Source organism: Exiguobacterium sp. EA-TM-5, assembly GCF_053878415.1.
Genome location: NZ_CM132670.1, coordinates 2,528,724 through 2,545,766 on the forward strand (window position 1 = coordinate 2,528,724; position 17,043 = coordinate 2,545,766).

Annotated in this window: 19 protein-coding genes; 1 reads left to right on the plus strand and 18 read right to left on the minus strand. The window is 47.1% G+C overall.

The window, feature by feature from the left end:
* Positions 1 to 35 precede the first annotated feature (35 nt).
* The 14 genes from ACV3PA_RS13345 to ACV3PA_RS13410 form a co-directional block, all read right to left on the minus strand.
* On the minus strand, positions 36 to 935 hold the full coding sequence (locus ACV3PA_RS13345) for a helix-turn-helix domain-containing protein (protein ID WP_053454502.1): 900 nt from the start codon (positions 933 to 935) through the stop codon (positions 36 to 38).
* Positions 936 to 962: 27 nt separating this feature from the next.
* Complete coding sequence (locus ACV3PA_RS13350; protein ID WP_053452904.1) at positions 963 to 1,745, minus strand: DUF3388 domain-containing protein; 783 nt, start codon at positions 1,743 to 1,745, stop codon at positions 963 to 965.
* Between the two features lie 94 nt (positions 1,746 to 1,839).
* Entirely contained in the window at positions 1,840 to 2,544 is a 705-nt protein-coding gene (gene ymfI, locus ACV3PA_RS13355) for an elongation factor P 5-aminopentanone reductase (RefSeq protein WP_053452903.1), read from the minus strand.
* A complete protein-coding gene (yfmH, locus tag ACV3PA_RS13360; protein ID WP_235504847.1) occupies positions 2,544 to 3,815 on the minus strand; it encodes an EF-P 5-aminopentanol modification-associated protein YfmH in 1,272 nt (423 codons plus the stop codon). Before yfmH ends, ymfI begins: the two co-directional genes overlap by 1 nt.
* Positions 3,812 to 5,065: an EF-P 5-aminopentanol modification-associated protein YfmF gene (yfmF, locus tag ACV3PA_RS13365; RefSeq protein WP_053452901.1), complete on the minus strand. Its 1,254-nt coding sequence runs from the start codon at positions 5,063 to 5,065 to the stop codon at positions 3,812 to 3,814. The genes yfmH and yfmF overlap by 4 nt, the downstream gene beginning before the upstream one ends.
* Entirely contained in the window at positions 5,065 to 5,613 is a 549-nt protein-coding gene (locus tag ACV3PA_RS13370; RefSeq protein ID WP_053452900.1) for a cob(I)yrinic acid a,c-diamide adenosyltransferase, read from the minus strand. The genes yfmF and ACV3PA_RS13370 overlap by 1 nt, the downstream gene beginning before the upstream one ends.
* 33 nt (positions 5,614 to 5,646) lie before the next feature.
* Positions 5,647 to 7,374 carry an ATP-binding protein gene (locus ACV3PA_RS13375; RefSeq protein WP_053452899.1) on the minus strand — a complete coding sequence of 576 codons (1,728 nt, stop codon included), beginning with the start codon at positions 7,372 to 7,374 and terminating at the stop codon, positions 5,647 to 5,649.
* 2 nt (positions 7,375 to 7,376) lie between these two features.
* Complete coding sequence (locus ACV3PA_RS13380; RefSeq protein ID WP_053452898.1) at positions 7,377 to 8,093, minus strand: response regulator transcription factor; 717 nt, start codon at positions 8,091 to 8,093, stop codon at positions 7,377 to 7,379.
* Between the two features lie 170 nt (positions 8,094 to 8,263).
* Positions 8,264 to 9,430 carry a c-type cytochrome biogenesis protein CcsB gene (ccsB, locus tag ACV3PA_RS13385; RefSeq protein ID WP_053452897.1) on the minus strand — a complete coding sequence of 389 codons (1,167 nt, stop codon included), beginning with the start codon at positions 9,428 to 9,430 and terminating at the stop codon, positions 8,264 to 8,266.
* A complete protein-coding gene (gene resB, locus ACV3PA_RS13390; RefSeq protein WP_053452896.1) occupies positions 9,427 to 10,974 on the minus strand; it encodes a cytochrome c biogenesis protein ResB in 1,548 nt (515 codons plus the stop codon). Before resB ends, ccsB begins: the two co-directional genes overlap by 4 nt.
* 22 nt (positions 10,975 to 10,996) lie before the next feature.
* Complete coding sequence (locus ACV3PA_RS13395; protein WP_053452895.1) at positions 10,997 to 11,587, minus strand: redoxin domain-containing protein; 591 nt, start codon at positions 11,585 to 11,587, stop codon at positions 10,997 to 10,999.
* Positions 11,588 to 11,713: 126 nt separating this feature from the next.
* On the minus strand, positions 11,714 to 12,475 hold the full coding sequence (locus ACV3PA_RS13400; RefSeq protein ID WP_053452894.1) for a pseudouridine synthase: 762 nt from the start codon (positions 12,473 to 12,475) through the stop codon (positions 11,714 to 11,716).
* The gene (scpB, locus tag ACV3PA_RS13405; protein ID WP_053452893.1) at positions 12,475 to 13,047 is read right to left on the minus strand and encodes an SMC-Scp complex subunit ScpB; all 573 of its coding nucleotides are present in this window, start codon (positions 13,045 to 13,047) and stop codon (positions 12,475 to 12,477) included. Before scpB ends, ACV3PA_RS13400 begins: the two co-directional genes overlap by 1 nt.
* Entirely contained in the window at positions 13,037 to 13,792 is a 756-nt protein-coding gene (locus tag ACV3PA_RS13410) for a segregation/condensation protein A (protein WP_023467686.1), read from the minus strand. Before ACV3PA_RS13410 ends, scpB begins: the two co-directional genes overlap by 11 nt.
* 92 nt (positions 13,793 to 13,884) lie before the next feature.
* Here ACV3PA_RS13410 and ACV3PA_RS13415 point away from each other — a divergent pair, with 92 nt between their 5' ends.
* Positions 13,885 to 14,349, plus strand: a complete 465-nt coding sequence (locus tag ACV3PA_RS13415) for a DUF309 domain-containing protein (protein WP_053452892.1) — start codon at positions 13,885 to 13,887, stop codon at positions 14,347 to 14,349.
* 17 nt (positions 14,350 to 14,366) lie between these two features.
* On the opposite strand, the gene ACV3PA_RS13420 is transcribed toward ACV3PA_RS13415, so the two are convergent.
* The 4 genes from ACV3PA_RS13420 to ACV3PA_RS13435 form a co-directional block, all read right to left on the minus strand.
* Entirely contained in the window at positions 14,367 to 14,714 is a 348-nt protein-coding gene (locus ACV3PA_RS13420; RefSeq protein WP_023467684.1) for a GNAT family N-acetyltransferase, read from the minus strand.
* Positions 14,715 to 14,867: 153 nt separating this feature from the next.
* Positions 14,868 to 15,395 (minus strand): type 1 glutamine amidotransferase domain-containing protein, encoded by a 528-nt coding sequence (locus ACV3PA_RS13425; protein ID WP_053452891.1) that lies wholly within the window; start codon positions 15,393 to 15,395, stop codon positions 14,868 to 14,870.
* Positions 15,396 to 15,492: 97 nt separating this feature from the next.
* Positions 15,493 to 15,930 (minus strand): peptidylprolyl isomerase, encoded by a 438-nt coding sequence (locus ACV3PA_RS13430; protein ID WP_053452890.1) that lies wholly within the window; start codon positions 15,928 to 15,930, stop codon positions 15,493 to 15,495.
* A 103-nt stretch (positions 15,931 to 16,033) separates the two neighbouring features.
* A complete protein-coding gene (locus ACV3PA_RS13435) occupies positions 16,034 to 17,038 on the minus strand; it encodes a S66 family peptidase (protein WP_456125055.1) in 1,005 nt (334 codons plus the stop codon).
* Between the last annotated feature and the right edge of the window lie 5 nt (positions 17,039 to 17,043).

Consider the following 17,043-nt stretch of genomic DNA (forward strand, 5'->3'; position numbering starts at 1 on the left):
AGATGATCATGTCATCTAAAAGAAGGCACGCCGAATTACGGCGTGTCAACTTTCTTCAAATAGATGTTTTGGACGAGAAGCGAACGGTTCAGTTTTAGTTCTTGGTCATTGACGACAATTTTATCAATCCCTTTAATCGAACCGATCCGGATCCGGATCAAGTCCGTCTTCGCGTCCTTCACGACGATCGGATTTGGATCCGAAGCGTTGATGTGATCTGGCGCAAGTGCTTTTCCTTCAAGTGATGTATCACGTACACCAACGAATGGGGATGGAGATGCGTTCTTCTTGATTTGAATCGAGACATTCATCGTATCCTTCGTCGCGACTTCATACGTGACATCTTGACCAGATGTCGACTTCACAGCGAGTGCCTCTTTTTTAGGTTCTTCTTTTGTTTCTTCCTGCTTCGCCGGTTCTTCCTTTGGCTCTTCCTCAGTCTTCGCAGGCGCATCCGTTTCTTTACTCGGTGCGTCTCCTTGATCAATCGTCACATCATTTTGCTTCGGCTCGGACGTTTTCGCCTCTTCGTTACCGTCGAGGAACGTCTGCAAACCATAATACAGAGCAGCACCGATTGCAAAGATCAGCACGATAATGATGATGTTCGGAATCCAACGTTTCGCAACACTTTTTTTAGGAGCACTAGATTTCGAATACGTTGCTCGTCTAGATAGTTCGACGACCGGCTGCGCTTCCGGTTCCGGAAGGTCACGCTTGTAGGTCGTAAACACTTCATCAACGTCAAGACCGAGTGCTTCCGCATATGTCTTGATGAAGGCCCGGGCATAGAACGCACCCGGTAATTGATCGTAATTGCCTTCTTCAATCGCGACGATGTAACGCTTTTGAATCTTCGTCGTCGTTTGAATTTGTTCGAGAGAGACACCAAGTGCCTCCCGTTGTTCTTTTAAGTAGGTTCCGAGCTCGGTCATCGGTAACACACCTTCCATTTTTCATACTTATTCAAAGTTGAACCAATCATTTCCACCATGGGAACGAGGCAGTTCAGTCACAATGATTTCTTCAGTCGTGTTGCGTAATTCAATGATGTAATCAAAATCATCCCACGTATACTCACTTGATTTAACGAAAGCGTCCGGATGCTCGACGATCTTCGTCGCCGGTAGTCGCATAACTTCGCGCAGAATTTGCCAGTGCCGTTCATCGAAATTTCGTTGCGATACTAACGCATCGATGATATAGACATAATCACCGGTCCGCTCGTCGTCGAACAACGATGTTCGAACCGTCTGTTTGATTAACGTCGATGAAAGGAACAGCCATTTCTTATTCGCACTGACGCTTGCTGCGACGATTGATTCGGTCTTCCCTACGCGCGGCATACCACGGACACCAATTAACAAGTGACCATCCTGTTTGCACAGCTCTGCCATGAAATCGACGAGAATCCCTAAGTCTTCTCGAACGAATCGGAACGTCTTTCGTTCATCACTACTTTGATCGATATAACGACCGTGTCGAATCGCGATCCGATCACGGAGTTTTGGTTTTCGTAGTTTGATGACATCGATGGTTGACATCGTCTTGAGAATAGCGGCGAGTCGTGGAATTTGATCCGGTTGTTTCGTTTGCAGTAACATACCACGTCGTTGATGATCGACACCATTGATCGTCACAATCGAAATATGCAACATTCCCATCAACGAAGCAATGTCCCCGAGTATACCGGGACGGTTGACCTTTAATTCATATTCGAGATACCATTGCTCGAACTCACTCACGCGCCCATCCTCCTCTATCGATACGATTATCCATTCCTCATGTTAAATGATTTTTTGAAAAATGAAAAGCATTCCTGAACTGAAATTCCAATGCTTACATCCATGCACCATCTATTTTGAGGATGGCTCCCGACACATAACTCGATTCTGGTTGCACTAAGTAATGGATTGCAGAAGCAACTTCCTCCGCTTTGCCAAATCGTCCGGCAGGAATTTCGGCGATCGCCTCTACCTTTTCTTCATCAGAAAAAATTGCGTTCATCGGGGTATCGATCCATCCCGGTGTGATCGCATTGATACGTCCATGCATCGGTCCAAGTTCCTTACTGTATGCTTTGACGAATCCAAGTTGTGCCGCCTTACAGGTTGAATAGGCAACTTCACCCGCGACACCTTGTTCGCCTAACACACTACTGATGACGACGATCGCTAGCTGCGACGTGAAAGGTTTCGTCCGTGTCACCGTTTGGCTGATCCGCATCAAGGCATCGACATGGATTTTCCAAAGCTCCTGCATCGACGTTGCCGATTGATCAAGTAACAAACCACTGTAACTCGTACCAGCACAATGGACGAAAGCATCAACGACGGGTAACATCGTACAGAATGCCTGCAAGTCATTTTCATCTGCTAAGTTCGCAACTAAAATTCGATGTTCCCCCGGCCACTCCTCTATCATCCGTTCCAAAACCGCTTGCTGTCGATACGTCTGAAGCACCAAATCATGTCCGGCGACAGCGAGTTGTTTCGCTGCCGCAAGACCAATGGCGCCACTCGCACCAGTAATGAGGATTCGCATCACGCGTACGGTTTGACGATGGAAATCGCTCGATTTTCAATGGCGAACAACTCGTCGAAACGGGCTTCAATCTCTTCTTTCGTAATCGACGCAATCATTGTCGGAAGCGTGAATAGATTCGTACCAGCAAGCGCGTGACGCGAGAACTGGTTCGCGATGAACTCTGGCGAATTCAAGGCGCGGAGGAATTTCCCTTGCATCATGTTCCGCTTACGTGTGACTTCGTCTTCCGTAAAGTCAGGACGTGTTTGAAGAAGTGTCTCATAGGCGTTAATGAATTTATTTGGATCTTCCGTCTCCATCCCGAACGTTGCAAATGCAAACTCTTCTTCACTCGAGTAATCAAAGCTGAATGTATCATCAATCAGCCCATCTTCATACAGCTCTAAATAGGTCGATGATGTCTGATCGAACAGCAAGTGCAATAGCAATTCACTCGTCAACTCCCGGCGGACTTGTGCTTCACCGCGAAGTGATTCGTCTTTATAGCCAATCAATACTTTAGGTGTCTTGACGTCGAGTTCAAGTTCAAAACGTGGACGATGCACCCCATGCGGTTCTTGACCATAATCTCGCTCGATTGCTGGACGATCCGTGTAGTCTTTCTTTGCTTGATTCGCTTTGATCAATGCAAGTGTCTCTTCCGGGTCGATGTTTCCGACGACGAACAACACCATGTTCGATGGATGATAGAACGTACGGTAGCATGTGTAGAGATCATCGGCTGTGATTTGATTGATTGATTCCGGTGTTCCCGCGATATCAATCCGGACTGGATGCGATGCATACATCGATTCAATCAAACCAAAGAACAAACGCCAGCCTGGATTATCTTGATACATCTGGATTTCCTGCGTAATAATTCCCTTCTCTTTCTCAACGCTTTCCGGCGTGAAGTACGGATCTTGTACGAAATCAATCAACGTCTCAAGATTTTGTTCGATCAATGACGTCGCTGAGAATAGATACGCTGTCCGTGAGAACGATGTAAAGGCGTTTGCTGAGGCACCGAGGCGACCGAACTCTTGGAAGACGTCTCCTTTTTCTGATTCGAACATTTTATGCTCAAGGAAATGGGCGATTCCATCCGGTACCGTGACCCATTCTTCTCCTTTTTTGAATCGCTGATCAATTGAACCATAACGGGTCGTAAACGTCGCATACGTCTTTTCGTAGCCTTTTTTTTGCAACAAGTAGACGGACAGCCCGTTATCGAGCTGCTCGTGATATACCGTTTCGTCTGTATCGTGATAAGTCAGTTGTTCCATCATGCTTCACCTCGCAATAGATATACGGCATCAAGATCGATTGCCGCTGCCAATCGAACGACGTCTTCACGCGTCGCCGTCTCGATGATCTGGATCTCATCTTCAAGTGTCAGTCCACGCATCTTCGAACCATTCAACCAACCAATCAACTGGCCTGGTTGATCAAGGATTTGACGACGCGCATTAATTAACATTGCTTTCGTTTGTGTCAATTCTTCATCCGTGAACTGTCCTGCCTTCAAATCAACAAGTTGCTCTAAGATGATTTTTTCAGCACGTTCCGCTTCTTTCGTGTCGACCCCGGCATAGACGTAGAGTGCACTATTCAATGCCGCATAACGTGAAGCGGCGTAATAGGCGAGACTCTCTTTTTCACGGACATTCATGAACAACTTCGAGTGCGGGAAACCACCGAACAGACCGTTAACGATTTGCATACGGATTGAATCGGCAGATGTTGGATCGACCGCTACTCGATACCCGAGATGTAATTTGCCTTGTTTGATCGGTTGCGTTTCACTTGATCGTTTCACGCCATTGACTGTTTTTTGTGCAGGAATATAATGACTGATTTTTTCCGAGTGCGACGGCAAGAAAGATAGCGCATCTTCCATTTCGTCTTGCGTCACCTGTCCGACGACGAAGACATCAATCCGATCATCCTCAATCATCGAACGGTATGTATCACGCAAAGATGATGGGGTGATGCGCTCTAGCTCTTCGAGTGTTCCAAGAGATGGCAGTGATACGGCTTCACCTGGCGCCATCAATTCGAGAAGACGCTGTTGGGCGTAGCGCATCTTATCGTCATACAGTGAACTGATCCGTAACGCATGGAGTCGCTTTTCTTGTTTGACGAACTGTTCGCGGAAGCCACCTTCCGTCAAGTCCGGATAAAGCACCATCTGCTCTAACAACTCGAGTGCTTCTTTTAATAACGACGGATGATGGACGAGCTCTCCCCGTACGACATCAAGTTGGAATGAAATGACGTGCTCTTCTCCGAACTTCGATGCGTCCGCATAAAGACCGGCATCATATAGTGTTTCAAGTGGTTCACGTAACGCTTTCATCGACGGATAAGCAGCTGTCGATTTTTCCATGATGTACGGTAAAATCGCACGGCTTGTTAATGTCTTCGCTTCGAGCGGTGCTGAAAACGTGACAAGGATCGTCGTTGTCTTGAATTTATCGGTCGGAACGAGGTGGAAGCTCGTTCCTTCTTTTTTCCATGTGCTAAATGACTGGCTCATTACTCTCCATCCTTTCGTTTGAACACATGCGCACTGCGGACGTATTCAATATCTGCTTTTTGTTTAACCGCATTTTCATAGCGGGCTGCTGTAAAGAAGAAATCACTGAGTCGGTTGATGAACGGCAATAAGTGTGCCGCCTGAGGAACGTCGATCATCGAACGTTCGACGCGACGACAGACCGTCCGTGCCACATGCAACGTTGCAGCTGCTTCCGTTCCGCCTGGTAAGATGAATTTATCGAGTGGTGGCGATAACTCTGTCAAACTGTCGATCCAACTTTCTAAATCGACTGTCGCTTCTTGGCTTAATCGTGATGGTCGTGGTTCGACATACATCAAATCACTACCACAGTCGAATAAGGCATGTTGAATGACCGTCAATTGCTCTCGCACCTCGATCGATGATGCTTTCGTCCGAGCAAGTCCGACGAAGCTATTCAATTCGTCGAGTTCTCCCATCAAACTGATCAAACGATCATTTTTTTTGACCCTTCCACCAACGAGAGATGTTTCTCCTTCATCGCCAGATTTCGTGTAAATTTTCATTTTTCATTCACTCCTATAGCGAAAGGAAGCGACTCATAATGTTCGCTTCCTTTGTTTTTTTGGTAATCGGATTCGGAAAGTCGCTCCTTCTCCTAAGCGGCTGTCGACTTCGACTTCTCCGCCGTGAGCACGGACGACGTTCGCAACGATCGCTAAACCGATTCCTGTACCGGTCTTTCCGCGCGTCCGCGCCTTGTCCGCCTTATAGAAACGATCAAAGACAAATGGTAAGTCTTCTTCCGGAATCCCGTCACCCGAATCAATGACGGATAATGTAATGTTTTCCCTATCTTCGTCAATCTTAATCTTGATTTCACCGTTCTCCGTATAACGAAGGGCGTTACCGAGAAGATTCGTCATGACTTGTTCCATCTGATCCGGATCGGCGTCAAACTCAACGTTCGGACCAGCAACAGAGAACGTAACCTGCTTGTCTCGTCCCATCTGTTTGAATTTCTTGATGACTCGCTGTGCGAAAGAGACAGCTTCAACGGCTTCAATCCGTAACTCTTGATATCCCGCTTCCATCCGCGCAAGATCGAGTAAATCATTGACAAGACGTGACAGCCGTTGTGATTCATCGTAAATGATCGAAGCGAATTCCTTCGTCGCCTCATCACTCTCGGTCATTCCGTCGACAATCGCTTCCGAATACCCTTGCAACATGACAAGTGGCGTCCGCAATTCATGACTGACATTCGCAACGAAATCGGCACGCATCTTTTCGAGTTGTTGTGCTTCCGTCATATCACGTAAGACTGCGACTGCTCCGATTTGTTCTTCTTGTTCAAGCAACGGACTGACGATGATGATGTAAAAGCGTCCTTCACGCTCGAAGGATACCGTCATCTCCGTCTCTTCCTGCATGACCGTCTGGAATAGTTCGATCAGTTCGTCTGGAACCGGAGAACCTGCAAGGAATGCCTCTGCCGGTGGATTCGTCGCGAGGAGCTCACCTGATTTCGAGAACGTCAACACCCCGTCTGCCATACAGCGCAGAATCGAGGAAAGTAAATGCCGTTCCTTATCAAGATCCGTGACGTATTGATTGAGTTGGCTACTCATCTCGTTAAAAGCAAGTGCCAAGTCACCAATCTCATCGCGTGATCGCTGCGTCAGACTTTGATCGAATTTCCCCTCACCCGCCTCAACGACAGCTTGTCGAATCGTCCGCAGTGGTGCCGTGATCCGTGTCGAGAGGAAGAAGGCGAAGACTGTCGTCCCAATGATCGCTAATAGAACACAGAGTTGAATAATTTGACGTGCGCCTTCATTCGCTTGTTCGATGTTCGTCAATTGTTCGATCAGGTAGATCGTTCCATTGCCACTATCCGTAATGAGCGGTGCCCGGTACGCGAGTGCCGCCTTTCCATCAAAAGTCTCATAGTTCCCGATGGCCGTCTCGCCCTCTTCACCATCAATTGCTTTCCAGTTCTGCCGTTCAAGTTCCTTGATGATCCGGTTGGCTTTCGCTTGTGAGATGTTTGCTTCGACAGAATCGTCTTGGGTCTTCGCGATCAGTGTCGCGCCGTAAATATCGGTGATTTCAACAGCGGTACTCGATCCTTCCTCGATTCCGGAGTGCGCTTGAAAGACGGTCTCGACTTGTTGCCCAAGCTTTGCGAGGTGCCCTCGCTCTTGCTCGATATGAAACGAGTTGAAAAATTCAAGCAACAAGATCGTCAAGGCGATCAAGACGACTGAAACGAGTAACAAAATCGTTCCCCATAATTTGATGACAACACTTTGCAACCATTTCATCGTCAGGATGGACTATTCTCGAACTTATATCCGACACCCCAGACCGTCGTGATCATTTGAGCAGCGTTCGGTGACAAACGATTCAATTTTTCACGCAGACGTTTGACGTGCGTATCGACCGTCCGAAGATCTCCGAAAAATTCATAGTTCCAGACTTCCTTGAGTAGTTGTTCGCGCGAGAATACCTTATCCGTCTGTTTCGCCAAGAAATACAGCAGTTCGTATTCCTTTGGTGTTAAGTTGACTTCTTGGGACTCGACCGTCACGCGGTGTGCATCATTATCAATTGTTAAGTGCGGGAAGACGATGACATCTTTTGTCTTCGCATCCGTATGGAGGAATTTCGTCGCACTTGCTCGACGAAGGATCGCTTTGACGCGCAAAACGACTTCACGTGGACTGAATGGTTTGACGATATAATCATCTGCCCCCATCTCAAACCCGTGAACACGGTTCGTCTCTTCGCCTTTTGCCGTCAACATAACGACAGGCGTTGCTTTTGTTTTCCGCAGTTCTTCACAAACTTGCATCCCGTCCATCTTTGGCATCATCAAGTCGAGGAGAATGACATCGTATTCTGTCTCAAGCGCCATTTCAAGCGCCGTCTCTCCATTGTCTGCTTCCTCGATCGTGAAATTTTCCCGCTCCAGATACATCTTCAACAGGCGACGAATCCGTTCTTCATCGTCGACGACTAAAATACGTGCTTCTTCTGACATGCTGTCTCCTCCTATGAACTAAACTCTACTCCTCTATCCTACTACTCTTTTAGTATACTATGAAACGAAAAGAATGGCTTGCTCTGGCTGATTTCTCCGAAAAGAGGCATATTGATGAAGCAAATACGAAAAAGCAGCGGACCGTTTTCAGAGCCGCTGCTTTCTTTTTCTTATGCGTAAGAGTGTAATCCTGCTACGACAAGGTTAACGAAAACGAGGTTGAACATGATGACGGCAAATCCACCGACACATAACCACGCTGATTTTTTACCAATCCAACCACGCTGGATGCGCATATGGAGATAGAATACATAGAAGAGCATCGTGATGAGTGCCCAAACCTCTTTCGGGTCCCAGCCCCAATAACGACTCCATGCCATTTGAGCCCAAATCATCGCGAAGATCAGACCGCCAAGAATGAAAATCGGAAGACCGATTGCAATCGAACGGTAGCTAATCTCATCTGCTGTTTCAAGGTCAATTTTACGTGCAATCGGCTTTAAGCTCTCAGCAAGACGTTTCCGTAAGATGACGAAACGAAGCAGGACGTATAAGACAACACCACCAATGATTGACCATAGAACCGTATTGACTTTGTTCGCGTTCAAGAAGTTCGGTAATTCGATGACGGCACCTGAACCCGATAGTACTTTTCCACCTTCAGGACCTGTCAAGACAGGCATCGTATAGTCGTGCGTCATCGTTGCACCATTTTTCGCCACGTATTCAATCGTCGAAGCCGATCCCGTCGCTTTGAACAACAGACCGACTAAGATATAACCGACGACACAAGCGAGTGAGAACATAACGACTTCAAGCCACGTCCGTGTTTTCGATTCTTTGCTGAAATCCGTTGCGTGAATCAAGTACAACAATCCTGTCGCGAAACTGACGGCAAGGATTCCTTCACCGAGTGCAGCTGTCGTAACGTGGATTTTGAGCCAGACACTTTGAAGTGCCGGAATCAATGGTTGGACTTCATCCGGGAACATCGACGCATAGGCGATGACGAGCAATGCAACTGGCATTGCAATTAAGCCGAGGACATTGTTTTTGTAAATTGCATAGACGATCAAGAACCCTAGAACCATCATCATGCCAAAGAATGTCGTGTATTCATATAAGTTCGAGACCGGAACATGTCCAGCTCCTGCCCAGCGTGTAAAGAAATATCCAAGCTGTGCCAGGAAGCCAATGATCGCTAGCGTATAAGCGATCTTACCAGAACGTGTCGGTCCTTTTTTACCACTCGTCGCCACAGCAAAAAATCCTGTACTGACGAGGTAGACGATGAATGACGTTAGGAGCAGATTACTGCTCAACTGAAGCATGTTCATTTAGCTTCCCCCTCTTCCCGCAACTTTTGTCGGTCCTCAAGTTCTGGTAGACCAACTTCCGTCAGCGCGAGATTGGCTTCTTTTTGAAGCCCTAATGCATTTTTGTTCGTAAATCCAGCAATCTGAATGCGACCATTTTTCTCTCGTAACCAGAGACGACGGTGCGGCCAGTACATACCAATTAAGAGACCGACCATAAAGATCATGCCACCCGCAAATAAGAACGGGAGCGTCAAGTCCTTCTTGATTCGGACACCTGAGATGTTCGAGAGTTCCGTACCAGCAAATGCCATCTTGTACTGGTTCTCATCTCCACCGACGTTCAGTTTAATCCCAATCAAGCTACGTTCACCTTTTGGATGTTCTGGTGATTTAATACTGAAGACGAATGCCGGATTAACCGGACGTCCCGAGTTCGTCGTCGGTTGTCCATCCTTGACAACGAAGTCAGGAAGGAAATCTTTCAGTTCGACTTCATAACCATCTTTTAACGCATATGTCTCTTTTGGTTCACGTAAGTCGACTTTGATCGTATCGACGACTTTATCCGTCTTTTGGTTGACGATGTTAAATGACATCGTCTTGAATTCCGGATCTGCTGCATATTGCTCTTGGAAGACTTGGAAATCATCAAATTCAAACGGTTTGTTGACTGCTGTCTCACCCGTTTTGACTTCTTCGAGTTTCGGTTTGAAATTAGATGTCTCCCCGACTTTTTTATACAGCGTCATCTTCGTGTCATAGTTTTTCGGCACGTTTCCGCCCGCTGCTTCAAGTGATTTCTTAAACTTCGCATCGACCTTTTCAGGGTCGTAGAACTCGATGTTGAACGCTTCGTTTTTCAAGTAATATGTGTTGTCTGTTGCTTCGATTGGTAATGTCTCTCCTTCTCGCAACCAGAGCAGCTCATCTTCATGCATGCCTGGAACGATTCGTAACATTGCACCACCAAAGAATAGTACGAGACCAATATGATTGATGTATGGACCCCAACGTCCAAACCGTTGTTTTTCAGCTAAGAGTGCTCCGTCTTGTCGACGTACCTTGTACCCTTTTTTCTCAAGCAATGGTGCAATCGCATCAATTGTTTTGACATCTCCAGTCGCTTCCGCGCCAAATCGCTGACCGTTCATGAAACGGTCCGACTGGATGACCGGCTGTTTCTTCAATGCTCGATAGAGCGGGAAGAAGCGGTCGATTGAAACAATGATGATTGATAAGAGTAAGAGTGTAATCAGTCCGATATACCACCAAGATTCAAAGAGATTGTGGAATCCTAACGTGTAGTAGATATCACCTGCTGTGCCATACTCTTTTTGATAAAACTCTTCCGGTGGTGTCGCCTGTGGAATATACATCTCTTGCGGGAAAATCGTTCCGACTCCACTCGCGATGATGATCAAACCAATTAACCAGAGTCCAACTTTGACGGACGAGAAGAACGTCCATGCCCGGTCAATCCAAGATGGATTTTTACGTTTCGACCGAAGCTCTGCTTCCTCGTAACGCATATCCAGTTGTTTGAAATTTTCTTGCTCCTGCATCCTTAAATCCCCCTTCGATGCGTTACTCGTTCGCCTTCTTCACCATCTCTTCGAGCTTCGCTTGATCAATCTCACCTTCGTATTTCTCGACGACCTCACCTTTTTTATTGATGATGAATGTCACAGGCAAGTTGTAGATCCCGTAAGCCTTCTCAACAGAACTGTTCGTATCCATGAGGATCGGATAGTCCGTTCCGCCGATATCCTTAATAAAGCTTGAGACACGAACTGGTGTTTCACCGACATTGACTGCTACGAAATTGACACCTTGGTCTTGCATCATTTTGTAGTTATCATTGATCAAAGGCATCTCTTTCTTACATGGTTCACAGAATGTTCCCCAGAAATTGAGTAAAAGTCCTTTTCCTTTATACTCGTCCATTGAGTGCTGTTTCTCACCATATAAATCGACGAGTGCGAAACCAGGGGCATCATCGCCTGCCATGACACGACCGTTTTTATCACGTGTCGCTTGATCGACGAATTGCATGATGACGACAGCGCCGGCGAACAAGACCATCGTCATGATCATCAGACGCCAGAAAGAGCGTTTCTTCTTTTTCTGCTGGGCCGCTGCTAAGCGTTCTTCCGGATTTTGTTTCGTTTTTTTCATATTTTACCGCCTCCACCCATATTGTACTTGAAATCGCTTAAACGTTGACAAAATGTGAAATTCGTTAATCGTTTTGTCACAAAAAAAGAAAACTCAACCCGGAGGATGAGCTTCTCGCTTTACAAATTAACGTTTTTTTGTGTTCTTACGTCTTTTCGTAGGCGGAGCGGCTGGATCCGCTAGCTCACGCAATTGATTGACTTCTTTTTTTGAAAGTTCACGCCACTCACCAGAAGTAAGACCTGCAAGTGTCAAGAAGCCGAACTGTTCACGTTTCAACTTCAAGACTTCCGAACCGAGTGTCTCGACCATCTGACGCACTTGACGGTTATGCCCTTCGTAAATGACCATTTCAAGAATGGCTGTGTTTTTCTTCTTATCGATGTCACGCATCTCGACACGTGCCTTACCTGTTTTAAAACCATCCGGTAGGACGACGCCTTTTTCTAGACCTTTGACGTGATAGTATTCCGGTACGCCTTTAATCTTGACGATATAACGTTTTGGAACCTTATACTTCGGATGAAGCAAAAGATTTGAGAATTCTCCGTCGTTCGTCATTAATAGAAGACCGCTCGTATTGTAATCCAGACGACCGACCGGGAAAACACGGTGTCCAGGTGGTACGAGATCGACGACCGTCTTACGTCCTTTATCGTCGTCAACCGTTGAAACAACACCTGTTGGTTTATAGAGCATGTAGTAAACATGCTCTTCACGCTCAAGCTTGACGCCGTCTACTTCCACTTCAGCACGCGCTCCAACTTTCGTTCCGAGCTCCGTGATGACTTTTCCATTGACCTTGACGCGACCTTCTGTGATCAATTCCTCTGCTTTACGCCGCGAAGCGACACCTGCTTGTGCGATAATTTTTTGTAACCGTTCCATTAATTCACTCTCTCCTCTAATGAAGGATCATTTCGGAAGAAGAGATCCCCATCCGACTCAAACGTTTCTTCAAACTCGAGTGGTGGTAACTCTTCAATACTGTTCAGACCAAAATGGTCCAAGAAATGATCCGTCGTTTTATACAATTTTGCGCGACCGACGCCTTTGGCACGTCCCGCTTCTTCAATCAAACCTTTTGCACTTAACGTATGGATGACGCGTTCCGTCTTGACGCCACGGACGACCTCGATGTCGGCACGCGTGACGGGTTGTTTATAGGCGATGATGACGAGTGTCTCCATCGCCGCTCGAGACAAGGAGTCTTCTGCCAGCGAACCGGCATATGCCTGAATGTACGGTGACATTTCTTTTCGTGTCACCATCTTAAAGACACCACCTGATTCCACGATTTGGAGCACACGTTGCTCTGCTTCGAACGTCGACTGAAGAGCCAGCAACTGCTCACGCGCTGCCGCTTCACTGATCTCTAACGCTTGACTGAGACCACGTGGATCGATGCCATCATCACCAACGACGAATAACAGGCTCTCAATGATATGTTCATACGCCAATCTGACTCTCCTCCTTCACCATGCTCCGCAACAAAATATCATCGGTCATCTGTTCACAATCAATGACACGTTGCTTCACGAGTTCTAGGACGGCGAGGAAGCTGACGACCAGCTCTTCGACTGTCGGTTGCTCCGCAAAAAAGCCGAAGAATGTCGTACGTTCCCGGGTCGCGACGTAACGAGCGACGGACTCCATTTGTTGTTCAAGCGACCGTTCTTCTCGTTTGACCGTCTTCGAGCGACGTACCTTCCAAGCTTCCCGTTGGCGCATTTTTTCATAGGCGCGTAATAAATCACTTAATGATAACGTACCATTATACTCTTGCGCATCCGTATCGAGATAACGCATCAAATCCTCCGGTTGTTTCGAGAACAGTTCAAGCCGCGCCTCTTCCTTTTCTTTTAGGACGAGGGCTGCTTCCTTATACGCTTTATACTCGATCAACTGTTGGATCAGACCTTCTCGTGTCGGTTCTTCTTCGAAATCGGGAATCTCATCGTATTCCGTCTGTTCAATCGGCAAGAGTTGTTTGCTTTTGAGTTGCAACAGCGTCGCTGCCATGACAAGATATTCACTAGCAACATCTAATTCAAGATGTTGCATTGCACGGATATAGGACACATATTGATCCGTCACCATGGAAACGGATATATCATAAATATCGATTTCTAATTTACCAACCAAGTGTAACAGCAAGTCCAGCGGGCCTTCAAACGCATCCATCTTTACACTGTATGATTCCATGATTCTCCCTGCCCATCAACGTTTTTTGCGCCTTAGTATACCATACAACTGATAGGTTCGACTATGTTATATTCCAAGTAAGAGGTGATTCCATGAATCCGATTGAGCGATTCGTATTTGAATTCAACATCCGGCACGATTACTTCGAGTGCCATGAAATCTTAGAAGAAGTTTGGCAGGAAGGACAACGCCAGGATGAAGCACTTGTCGGTCTAATCCAGCTCGCCGTTGCCCGCTATCATCATCGACGTGGTAACCAAGCAGGTGCACAGCGGACGTACAGTAAGGCATTCGATAAAATTGAACGCCACCGAGCAGCACTAATTGCTTCTGGTATCGATGCCACGCGCTTGCTCGATCATCGCGATCGCTTCACAGATCCGGTCTACCGTCATATTCCGTTGCCGGTTTTTCCAGATATCGTTCGGAACGTTGCCCTTGAAGCGACAGCACCTGATCTCGACTACGTAACACATAAACACCGCTTGCGTGACCGGACGGACGTCGTTACGGCACGACAAGAAGCGCTACAAAACCGAAGAGACCGGTCCATCTAAGCCATGGACCGGTCTTTTTATTGATTTTTCCATTTGTCGACGAGGCGTTGCGTCTCTTCGGTCGCACCTGTAATATCCGTTCGAAGCAACTTTGCTGCTTCATCGAGTAAGAGATACGACATGCGTTCTCCTCGGAAAGACGGTGATAATGCGATATGTTTCAATTCAGCATGGCCATCCATCAATTGAAACCCGATGACACCAACGAAATCCTCATCTTGTTTGTACAAATACAAGCGTTGGTCTTCTTCCTGTTCATAGGCTTGAACCGTTTCAAGCAAATACTTCGGATCCTTCACTTCGCACGAGAAGGCAATCAGCCCCATCGCGGTCCGTTCATTCAACTTCTTATATTTTACTAGCATGTGATTCTACACCTTCCTAATTTCAACAACTCTCAGGAGTATGAACGACTGAGACTCATTCATTCTACACCTTCTCACACAGAATTACTGCATTTTTTTCATAATCCACCCAAAATGCAGGAGTCCGTCACCTGACGTCCCCCTGCATCTGAATCATGCTTGTTCTTCCATCACTTGGATGAAGGCACGCATGTAGTCCGGTAAATCGGGCGGACGACGGCTCGAGACGATATGTCCGTCAACGACGACTGCCTCGTCATGCCAAATAGCGCCAGCATTCGTCATATCATCTTTGATCCCTGGCGTACTCGTGACGTTGACACCTTTTAAGATGCCTGCAGAGATCAGCACCCAACCAGCATGACAAATTTGACCGATCGGTTGTTTGTTCTGATTAAAATGCCGGACCATATTCAGGACAGAGTCAAAGCGACGTAATAGATCGGGCGACCAACCACCCGGAACAAGGATCGCATCGTATTCGGCTGGATTGATCTCGTCAAACGTCTTATTCGATTTGATCGGAACACCGTACTTCCCAATATATGTCTCATCCGCCTTCTCACCGACGATGTCGACGATTGCCCCTTCTTCACGTAAGCGATGGACAGGATACCATAATTCCAAATCCTCGAAGTCATTGCTGACGACTTGGATGATTCGTTTTCCTTCTAAACGCATGACAAACACTCCTTTTCGAGTTAACTTCCCTTACTGATTGTACCCGGATCTAAAAAAAGAAAAACTCCTCTTCGAACGTTCGAAGAGGAGCAAGAACTTACGCTTCGACGCGGATTTCTTTGATGCCAGCGCCTTGCTTCATTTTTTGTGCATGTTCGAGACCTGAAGTCACTTGTCCGAAGACCGTGTGTACGCCATCGAGATGCGGTTGTGGCTCATGTACGATGAAGAACTGGCTTGATCCTGTATCGCGACCAGCGTGTGCCATCGAGAGTGAACCGGCTTTGTGTTTGTGTGGGTACGATGTTGACGTTTCGCAAGGAATTGTTTTTCCTGAACCGCCTGTACCGTTTCCGATTGGGCATCCGCCTTGTGAGACGAAGCCTGGGATGACACGGTGGAAGTTTAATCCATCGTAGAAGTTCGAGTTTGCAAGGCTTTCGAAGTTTTCAGTCGTGATCGGTGCTTCATTGTTGAACAATTCGAATTCGATTTTATTTCCATCTTCTAATAAGATATGACCAGTTTTTTGCATGTTTGACCAACCTTTCGTGCTTTTCAGCAAGAGATTCGTCACGATTCAAGATCGTGATTCCATGGTACAGTGTACCAAATTTCAGGACGTCGTGCAGACCTTTTTACTCGACGGCCGCTTCTAAAATATCGAGTGTGACCGAATCCGTCGCTTCGACATGAATCCGTACTCCATTCGCAAGTGTCGCAACAGGATCCGTATGTCCGAAGTCTGCATCAAGAATGATTGGGAAATCATAGCCACGCGTTGCGCGCAGAATAATGTCTTTGAGCGGAAAATCGGGATCAAAATCGACTTTGCGCGGGAAACGTCCAACGACAAGTGCTGCAATCTTGTCATATGCACCCATGTGTCGTAATTGCGTGAAATACCGGTCGATTGTTTCCGGCGTCTCACTCTCGTCATCCTCAAGCATCAAGACGACACCATCAAATGATGGCAAGTATGGTGTTCCAGCAAGCAGCAAAAGTGTTCCCGTGTTCCCCGTTAAAATCGGTCCTTCTGCGACGCCCGTCTTGACGATCGTGTATCCTGCATTCGGGTGATGCTCTCGTCTTCGGTCGTCCGCGACATCCCAGCGTAAGATTTCGTCCGTCCACTCTTCAGACGCTTCGATCCGACCGATTGGTTCCGTCTGCATGAACGTACGATTAAACGACTCTTCCGTATACGGATCAAGACCATCGAATTGACCGAACTGTGTCAGTAGCGCTGGTCCAACGAAAGTTGTCAGTCCCGTCTTCTGATAGATGCCAGCAAACAGCGCTGTGATGTCACTGAATCCGACGAAAATCTTCGGGTTGTTCCGAATCAACTCATAATCAAGTTCGTCGAGCAACTGGTGCGAGTTAAACCCACCGATCGTTGAGATGATTGCATTGATTGTTGGGTCGGCAAACGCCATATGTAAGTCCTGCAGACGTTCGCCGATCGTTCCTGCCGTATGACTATGGACAGCTGTTGCATTCGGCATCAAGACGACCTCGAACCCCATTTTTTCAAGTGTCGCGATACCGCGTGCGAGACGACGTGGCACGTATGCCGCAACTGCAGACGCAGGTGAGACGATAGCAATCTTATCCCCTTTTCGTAGACGTGGTGGTTTCATGAAAG

Coding starts and splice junctions, on each gene's coding strand:
- ACV3PA_RS13345 (WP_053454502.1), bottom strand. CDS start 935: ATGACCGAGCTCGGAACCTACTTAAAAGAACAACGGGAGGCACTTGGT.
- yfmF (WP_053452901.1), bottom strand. CDS start 5,065: ATGAGCCAGTCATTTAGCACATGGAAAAAAGAAGGAACGAGCTTCCAC.
- ymfI (WP_053452903.1), bottom strand. CDS start 2,544: ATGCGAATCCTCATTACTGGTGCGAGTGGCGCCATTGGTCTTGCGGCA.
- ACV3PA_RS13425 (WP_053452891.1), bottom strand. CDS start 15,395: ATGCGTTTAGAAGGAAAACGAATCATCCAAGTCGTCAGCAATGACTTC.
- yfmH (WP_235504847.1), bottom strand. CDS start 3,815: ATGATGGAACAACTGACTTATCACGATACAGACGAAACGGTATATCAC.
- ACV3PA_RS13415 (WP_053452892.1), top strand. CDS start 13,885: ATGAATCCGATTGAGCGATTCGTATTTGAATTCAACATCCGGCACGAT.
- ACV3PA_RS13430 (WP_053452890.1), bottom strand. CDS start 15,930: ATGCAAAAAACTGGTCATATCTTATTAGAAGATGGAAATAAAATCGAA.
- ccsB (WP_053452897.1), bottom strand. CDS start 9,430: ATGAACATGCTTCAGTTGAGCAGTAATCTGCTCCTAACGTCATTCATC.
- ACV3PA_RS13435 (WP_456125055.1), bottom strand. CDS start 17,038: ATGAAACCACCACGTCTACGAAAAGGGGATAAGATTGCTATCGTCTCA.
- ACV3PA_RS13410 (WP_023467686.1), bottom strand. CDS start 13,792: ATGGAATCATACAGTGTAAAGATGGATGCGTTTGAAGGCCCGCTGGAC.
- ACV3PA_RS13420 (WP_023467684.1), bottom strand. CDS start 14,714: ATGCTAGTAAAATATAAGAAGTTGAATGAACGGACCGCGATGGGGCTG.
- resB (WP_053452896.1), bottom strand. CDS start 10,974: ATGCAGGAGCAAGAAAATTTCAAACAACTGGATATGCGTTACGAGGAA.
- ACV3PA_RS13370 (WP_053452900.1), bottom strand. CDS start 5,613: ATGAAAATTTACACGAAATCTGGCGATGAAGGAGAAACATCTCTCGTT.
- ACV3PA_RS13400 (WP_053452894.1), bottom strand. CDS start 12,475: ATGGAACGGTTACAAAAAATTATCGCACAAGCAGGTGTCGCTTCGCGG.
- ACV3PA_RS13375 (WP_053452899.1), bottom strand. CDS start 7,374: ATGAAATGGTTGCAAAGTGTTGTCATCAAATTATGGGGAACGATTTTG.
- ACV3PA_RS13380 (WP_053452898.1), bottom strand. CDS start 8,093: ATGTCAGAAGAAGCACGTATTTTAGTCGTCGACGATGAAGAACGGATT.
- ACV3PA_RS13395 (WP_053452895.1), bottom strand. CDS start 11,587: ATGAAAAAAACGAAACAAAATCCGGAAGAACGCTTAGCAGCGGCCCAG.